Annotated in this window: 7 protein-coding genes; all 7 read left to right on the top strand. The window is 71.2% G+C overall.

From position 1 onward, the window contains the following. A partial coding sequence (locus VGV06_00785) for an HAD family hydrolase (protein ID HEV2053688.1) occupies positions 1 to 698 on the top strand: 698 nt, incomplete at its 5' end. Continuing rightward, positions 695 to 1399: an NTP transferase domain-containing protein gene (locus VGV06_00780; protein HEV2053687.1), complete on the top strand. Its 705-nt coding sequence runs from the start codon at positions 695 to 697 to the stop codon at positions 1397 to 1399. The genes VGV06_00785 and VGV06_00780, both read left to right, overlap by 4 nt. 19 nt (positions 1400 to 1418) lie before the next feature. Beyond that, positions 1419 to 2258, top strand: coding sequence for a hypothetical protein (locus tag VGV06_00775; GenBank protein ID HEV2053686.1), 840 nt, complete (start codon positions 1419 to 1421; stop codon positions 2256 to 2258). Between the two features lie 5 nt (positions 2259 to 2263). Further along, entirely contained in the window at positions 2264 to 3598 is a 1335-nt protein-coding gene (locus tag VGV06_00770) for an aspartate aminotransferase family protein (protein HEV2053685.1), read from the top strand. Between the two features lies 1 nt (position 3599). Beyond that, the gene (locus VGV06_00765) at positions 3600 to 4631 is read left to right on the top strand and encodes a Gfo/Idh/MocA family oxidoreductase (protein ID HEV2053684.1); all 1032 of its coding nucleotides are present in this window, start codon (positions 3600 to 3602) and stop codon (positions 4629 to 4631) included. 14 nt (positions 4632 to 4645) lie between these two features. Next, positions 4646 to 5710 carry a CDP-alcohol phosphatidyltransferase family protein gene (locus VGV06_00760; protein HEV2053683.1) on the top strand — a complete coding sequence of 355 codons (1065 nt, stop codon included), beginning with the start codon at positions 4646 to 4648 and terminating at the stop codon, positions 5708 to 5710. Between the two features lie 3 nt (positions 5711 to 5713). Next, on the top strand, positions 5714 to 7285 hold the full coding sequence (locus VGV06_00755; GenBank protein HEV2053682.1) for a CopD family protein: 1572 nt from the start codon (positions 5714 to 5716) through the stop codon (positions 7283 to 7285). Positions 7286 to 7389 lie beyond the last annotated feature (104 nt).

Raw genomic sequence — 7389 nt, 5'->3', positions numbered from 1 at the left:
CCGTCCCGACTGGAGAGGACCTCGTGAATTCCGCCGTGCTGTTCGACTTCGGGGGCACGCTCGACGCCGACGGCCTGACGTGGAAGGAGCGCTTCCACCGCCTCTTCGAGGCCGAGGGCGTTGCCGTAGAGCCCGCGCGCTTCGATCCCGTCTTCTACGCGGCCGACGATGCCCTCGTCGGCGCCGTTCCTGAGAGCCTCTCGCTCCAAGACACCGTCCGCCGAGTGGCAGACGGCGTGGCGAAAGCGCTTCGACCGAATGTTCCGGCGCTCGGTTCGCGGGTCGCGGCGCGCTTCCTTGCCGACGCCCGGGCGTGCTTCGTGTCGAACGCGCCGATACTGGAACGTCTCGCCCGCCGCTACCGCCTCGGCATCGTGTCCAACTTCTATGGCAATCTCGCGACGGTGTGCGATAATGCGCAGGTTCGGCGGTACTTTGGCGTCATCGTAGACTCGGCACGGGTAGGGCTCAGCAAGCCGGACCCGCGCATTTTCATGAAAGCTTTAGACGCGCTGGGGATCGACTCCGGCCGCGCGGTCATGGTCGGCGACTCACTGGCCCGCGACATGGCGGGAGCGCGCGCGGCCGGCATGGCCCACATCTGGCTCACGCCGGCCCCGGAGCGGCAGGGACGGCCGTGCTGCCCGGGCGACCGCGTGATCCAGTCGCTGCGTGACCTGGAGGGAATACTGCCGTGACGTCGGAGCCGGGCCTCTCGGGCGGCATCATCGCCGCGGGCGAGGGCAGCCGCCTGAAGCAAGCCGGCTGGGCCGTGCCCAAGCCCATGGTGCCGGTGGCGGGGGTGCCGCTGATCGAGTCGGCGATCCGGAACTTCGTCGCCGCGGGCATCACGCGGCTGTCGATCATCGTCAACGAGCAGGAGCGCGACTGCGCGGCGTGGGTCCGCGGCCGGTTCCCCGAGCTCGACCTCCGGCTGACCGTGAAGACGACCGCCTCGTCGCTCGAGAGCTTCCGCGAGGTCGCCGGCGGTCCCGGCGCGGGGCGCATGCTGGTCTCGACGGTGGACGCCTGGTGCCGCGCGGCGGACTTTCGGCGCTTCGTGGAGGCGGCGCTCCGCCGGCCGCGTGAGGCGACGGTGCTGGCGGTGACGCCGCTCGTAGCCGACGAGAAGCCGCTGGGAGCGGTTGTGGACGTCCTCGGCCGCATCACCGCGCTCGGCGTCGAGTCGCCCGCGCTCGTGACGGCCGGCGTGTACCTCGTGTCGGAGCGGGTGCGGCGCATCGAGCCGCCCGTCGGCCTCGGCAGGCTGCGGGAGCACCTGGCCTGGCTCCTGGAGTCAGGCGAGCCGATGTACGGGGACGTGATCGAGACCGTCGTGGACGTGGATCGAGCCGAGGACGTGGCGCTGGCCGAAGCGCTGGCGGCCCGGGCCTCATGAGCGGACCGGGAGGAATTGCGTGAACGATTCTTATTGCTGGGGCATCTTCCGCGAGGAGGCGCACTCGCCGGGGCGGGAGAGCGACGACACCGAGATCCTGCGCCTGACCGCGAAGGGTCTCGAGGCCAAGGGGTTCCAGGTCGACCTGAGGACGCCCGACGAGCTGGGTGTCGTCACCGAGACCAGGCCGCGCGGCATGTTCCTCATGTGCGAACAGCCCGGGGCGCTCCAGGCGGTGACGGCGCTGGAGGTCTCCGGGGTTCGCGCGGTCAACAGCCCGGCCGCCGTGCTCAACACCTACCGCGAGCGCATGATCGCGCAGTTCGCGGAGGCGCGCGTGCCGTTCATCGCGAGCCGGCTCGTGACGACGTCGGGCGAGCGCGTCGCCGCACCGCGTCCGCTGTGGGTCAAGCGCGCCGACGTCCACAACACCCAGGAGGGCGACGTCGTCTATGCCGCGGACGCGGCGGCCGCCGCGCGCGCCCTCGAGGGGCTCGCCGCGCGCGGCATCCCGCGCGCCGTGCTTCAGCCCCACGTGGACGGCGATTTGATCAAGTTCTACGGCATCGGTCCAGGCGGCGGCGCCCACGGCGAGCCGCCCTGGTTCCGGTGGTTCTACCACAAGGACCAGCAGCTCAGCGGCCACGCCTTCGACCAGCGCGCGCTTGCGCGCCTCGTGCGCCAGGCGGCCGGCGCGCTCGGTCTCGAGATCTACGGCGGCGACTTCATCGCGACCGGCTCGGGCGAGCTCGTGCTGATCGACCTCAACGCGTGGCCGAGCTTCGCGCTCTTCCGCGAGGAGGCGGCCTCCGCCATCGCTGCGTACCTCTCGGTGCGCTTCACGGGGAGGTCGCAGTGAGCGGGATGCGCGAGCCCGGGCCGCGGGAGCCAGGGCCACGATCCAAGGAGATCGTCGAGCGCGAGCGGCGCCACGCCGCGGCCGGCATGCAGGGTTTCGCGCTGTACGCGGGGCTGGCCATGGCGCGCGGGCAGGGGTGCACCCTCGTGGACGAGGACGGCCAGGAGTACATCGACTTCATCGCGGGCATCGCCGTGGGCTCCGTCGGCCACTGCCACCCGCACTACGTCGAGGCGCTCAAGAAGCAGGTCGAGAAGCTCACCTTCGGCAGCTTCACGACCGAGGCGCGCGCGCGCTTCCTCGAGCTGGTCGCCTCCGTGACGCCCGAGGGGCTGACGCGCATCCAGATGTTCTCCGGCGGCGCCGAGGCCGTCGAGGCGGCGTTGAGACTCGCCAAAGTTGCCACGGGCAAGGACGAGGTCATCGGCTTCTGGGGCGGCTTTCATGGCAAAACCGGCGGCGTGCTGGGTCTCCTCGGCAGCGACTTCAAGCATCATCTGGGTCCCTTCATGCCGGGCCAGTACTCGACGCCGTATGCCGACTGCTACCGCTGCCCGCTCAAGCTCACGTATCCTGACTGCGGCATCGCCTGCGCCGAGTTCGTTCGCGACGTGATCCGCTACCAGACGGGCGGCGAGATCGCGGCCATCATCGTCGAGCCGATGCAGGGCACGGCCGGGAACATCATCCCGCCCGAGGGTTTCCTGCGCGCCATTCAGCAGATCGCCAAGGACGCAGGCGCGCTCCTGATCGCAGACGAGATGATCACGGGCTTCGGGCGAACGGGCCTCATGTGGGGCTCGGAGCACGACGGGGTCGTGCCCGACATCATGACCGTCGGCAAGGGCATGGGCGGCGGCTTCCCGCTGTCCGCCGTCATCTCCACGGATGACCTGACCGGACGGAAGCCCTGGTCCCACCCGTCCGCCAGCTCGTCCTCGTACGGCGCCAACCCGCTCGCCTCGGCGGCGGGGCTGGCGGCGCTCGAGATCATTCTCAAGGAAGACCTCGTCAAGAACGCCGACCGCGTGGGCGCCGTCATGCTCACCCGGCTCGAGACGATGAAGGAGAAGTACCGGTGCGTGGGCGAGGTGCGCGGCCGCGGCCTGATGCTGGGCATGGAGCTGGTCAAGGACCGCCGCACCAAGGAGCCGCTCGGCAAGGACGTGACGCAGGCGCTCTACAAGGAGTGCCTCAGGCGCGGGCTTGCCGCGATGACGTATTCACCGACGGTGCGCATCAACCCGCCGCTGATCATCCGCGAAGAGACCGCGCTCAACGGGCTCGCCATCCTCGACGAGGCCCTGGGGACGATAGTCAGGGAGTACCGGCTCCAGTAGCATGCTGCGCGGCGCCGTCATCGGGCTCGGCAATGTCGCCATCCACGGGCATCTGCCCGGGTGGCTCGGCCGCCCGGACGTCCGGATCGCGGCCGCCGCCGACTCCCGTCCCGCCCAGCGCGCCGAGTGCGAGGCGCGACTTCCCGGCGCGCGCTGGTACGACTCGCCCGAAGATCTCCTTGCCGGCGAGCCACTCGACTTCGTGGACATCTCCACCCCTCCCTCGAGCCACGCGCCGCTCATCCAGAGGGCCCTCGAGCGGGGCCTGCACGTGCTGTGCGAGAAGCCGCTCGTGAGCTCGCCCGCTGAACTGCGAAGCGTCTCCCAAGCGGCCGCCTCGGCCGGCCGCGTGCTGCACACCGTGCACAACTGGCACCACGCGCCCATCCTCTCGCTGACCGCCGACCTCATCCGCGAGGGCGAGATCGGTCGGGTGCGGGGCATTCTCTGGGAGACGCTGCGGGTGAGACCGGCAGCGGGCGGCAGTATCAACTGGCGGGTGGACCCCGCGGTCGCCGGCGGCGGCGTCCTCACCGACCACGGCTGGCACGTCTTCTACGTCCTGCCGGCCTGGGTCGGGGGGCGGCCGCGGAGCGTCGGCGCGCGGCTCGAGACGCGGCGCCACACGGCCTTCGCCGTCGAGGACACGGCATCGGTGCGGCTCGAGTTTGCCGACGCGAGCGCCGAGATTCTCCTGACGTGGGCCGCGGAGGAGCGGCGCAACCGGGTCGAGGTGGACGGCACGGAGGGGAGGATCGAGCTTCGTGACGACACGCTCGTGCTCACCGGCAAGGGTGGCGAGCGGCGCTGGCCGGGGCTGGCGGCGCTGTCGGACGGCTCGCATCATCCGGATTGGTTCCACAAGGTGGCGGGCCGCTTCCTGGCGGCCATCTCCGGGGATGCACACCCGGAGGCCAACCTCGCCGAGGCGGCGCTCTGCTGCGAGATCGAGCACCTGGCTCGCGAGTCGAGCAGGCGGGGTGGCGTGCAGCTGCCGCTCAGCCCGGCGCCCCTCGCCGGTTCGCGCCTGTGACGGAGAGCCTTCTCGTGGTCGTGGCTGCCGGCGCGGCGTCCGGCATCACCCCCGAGACGATGGTGGCGGGGCTGCCGCTCGGGCGGCGCCTCTTGCTCGCCGGGACGCGCGCGGGACTCGCCTCCGCCCCGTCCTCGGAGCCGGGACGACGTCGTGTGATCCTCGTGCCGTCCAACGTCATCCCGCAGCCGCGGTGGCTGCGGGCCCTGGCCGCCATGCCGCTCCAGCCCGAGACGCTCTGGGTGGATCCCGCGCAGGTCGCCGTGGTGGACACCGACGATCCGAAGCCGGTGCTCGACGCCGCGGGGCGCGCGACGAGCGCGGCCGAGTGTGTCGCCGCCCTCAAAGGCCGGTTCGCGACGATCGAGGGGACCGCGGATCACAAGGGCCGCTTCGCGGTTCGCACGGCCGGCGACCTGCGCCGCGCCGAGTCGTGGCTGCTGCGCGGTCTCATCAAGGACTCCGAGGGCTTCATGTCCCGCCACGTCGAGCGGCTGATCTCGCTCGGGCTGACGCGGCGCCTCGTCTGGACCTCGGTCACCCCGAACGCGATGACGCTCGTCTCGCTCGCCATCGGCCTGGCGGCGGCGCCGTTCTTCCTCTCCTCGACCCCGGGCTGGCAGCTCGCGGGCGCGCTCCTCTTCCTCCTGCACTCGATCCTGGACGGCTGCGACGGCGAGATCGCGCGGCTGAAGTTCCTCGAATCCGCGGGCGGGGCGGCGCTGGATTTCTGGGGCGACAACAGCGTCCACGTGGCGGTCTTCGGCTGCATGGCTGTCGGCTGGAGCCTCTCCGCGCATTCCGCATGGCCCATAGTGGTGGGAGCGGTCGCCGTCGCCAGCACGCTCGCCGCCGCGTTCGTCGTCGCGCGCCACATGGTCTCGCCGTCCGCGACGGCGGGGCCGCGCTCGGCCGGGGCCAAGACGGCCGACGCGCTCGCCAACCGCGACTTCATCTACCTGATCGTGGCGTTGTCGGTCTTCGGCAAGGCGGCGTGGTTCATCGTCTTCGTCGCGATCGGCACGCCGATCTTCGTGCTCGTGCGGCTCTGGGCCGACCGGCCGCACGGGAGAGCCTAGCCCGTGGCCGGGTTCGTCGACGTCCTGCTCCGGGGGCTGGCCCTCTGCGGCCAGGCCGCCGCCATCGGAGGCGTGCTGTTCGCGCTGCTCGTCCTCAAGCCCGCCGCGCGCCGGCGCCCCGAGCTCTCCCCGCTGCTGGGCCGCCTCCTGATACTCGTCGCCGCGGGCGCTGTCGCAGTTATGGCGGGACAGCTCCTGGCGCTGACGGTCCAGCAGGTGGTGCTGGCGGGCGGACAAGCGTGGCCCATCCGCGAAGTGCTCGGCACGGCCTACTTCCAGGCGAGCGCGCTCCGCGTGCTGACCTGCATCGCGATCGTCGTGGGCGCGCTTCGGCTCAGGCGGCGCCCGGACGCGCCCGGCTGGTGGCCCGCGATGGTGGCGCTAACCGTGGCGCTGGCCGTCACGGCCGCGGGGATCAGCCATGCGGCCGCGCGCCTCGAGCACGGCGGCGTCTTGCTTCTCCTGGACGCCGTGCACCAGTATGCCGCGTCAGTCTGGGTGGGAGGCCTCATGCATCTCACGGCCGTGGCCTACGGACGCGGCGGCGATGCGTGGCCGGCGCTCCTGCTCAAGCGCTTCTCGTCGATGGCGCTGGCCTCGGTGGTGGCGCTCGTCGTGGGGGGCGTCGGGTTGACGGTCTACTACGTGGACGGCTTCTCGGCTTTCACCGGGACGGCCTACGGCATGATGGTCGGCACCAAGATGACGATCCTGGCGCTCATCCTCGTGCTGGGCGCGCTCAACTTCTTCGTGGTGCGGCGGCTGCCGTCGGCCGACCCCGTCTCGCTGCTGCGTCTCCGCCGCTTCGTGGAGGTCGAGCTGGGGCTCGGTGTCACGGTGCTCTTCGCCGCGGCCTCCCTGACGTCGCTGCCGCCCGCCGTGGACGTGGTCAAAGACCGCGCCACGTTCGCCGAGGTCGTCCGCGTGTTCACGCCCAGCGTGCCGTCCTTCACGTCGTCCAATCTCGAGGACATGCCGCTGACCGACCGCGAGGCCCCGCGGACCGACGCGGACCGGCAGTGGAGCGAGTTCAACCACCACGTGGCCGGGCTGATCGTCCTGATCATGGGCATCCTCGCCATTCTCTCCCGCACGGGCCTGGCGCCGTGGGCGCGGCACTGGCCGCTCGTCTTCTTCGCGCTGGCGGCTTTCCTGCTGGTGCGCAACGATCCGGGCTCCTGGCCATTGGGTCCGCAAGGCTTCTGGGAGGGCATGCTCTTCTCGGAGGTGCTCCAGCACCGGATCTTCGTCGTCCTCGTGCTTGGCTTCGGCACCTTCGAGTGGATGGTGCGCACGGGGCGTATCCGCTCGCCCCGCGCCGCCCTGGTCTTCCCCATCCTCTGCTCGGTGGGCGGCGCCCTTCTCCTCACACACTCTCACGCCTCGCTGAACCTCAAGGCGGAGTACCTGATCGAAGTAACGCACGCGCCCCTGGGCGTGATCGCCATGCTCGTGGGCTGGGGGCGCTGGCTGGAGCTGCGGCTCCCGCCAGGGGAGACGGCCCTGCCTGGGCGGGTTTGGTCGGTGGGCCTCGCGATGGTCGGCGTGCTCCTCCTCCTTTACCGGGAGAGCTGACCCCCGCGACGCGTCAGATGGCTTCGAGCAGCAGTCCTGTGAGGTAGCGCGATTCGGGGACGGGGAGCAGCACCGGGTGGTCGCGGCTTTGGGAGAGCGTCCGG

Source organism: Candidatus Methylomirabilota bacterium (assembly GCA_035936835.1).
In the GTDB taxonomy this organism is placed as follows: domain Bacteria; phylum Methylomirabilota; class Methylomirabilia; order Rokubacteriales; family CSP1-6; genus AR37.
Note: the sequence above shows the minus strand (reverse complement) of the source record. Positions and strands in the feature narration are given on the sequence as shown.

Excerpts from the sequence above, each read along its gene's own strand:
- VGV06_00770 (HEV2053685.1), top strand. The coding sequence starts at position 2,264 with ATGCGCGAGCCCGGGCCGCGGGAGCCAGGGCCACGATCCAAGGAGATC.
- VGV06_00765 (HEV2053684.1), top strand. The coding sequence starts at position 3,600 with ATGCTGCGCGGCGCCGTCATCGGGCTCGGCAATGTCGCCATCCACGGG.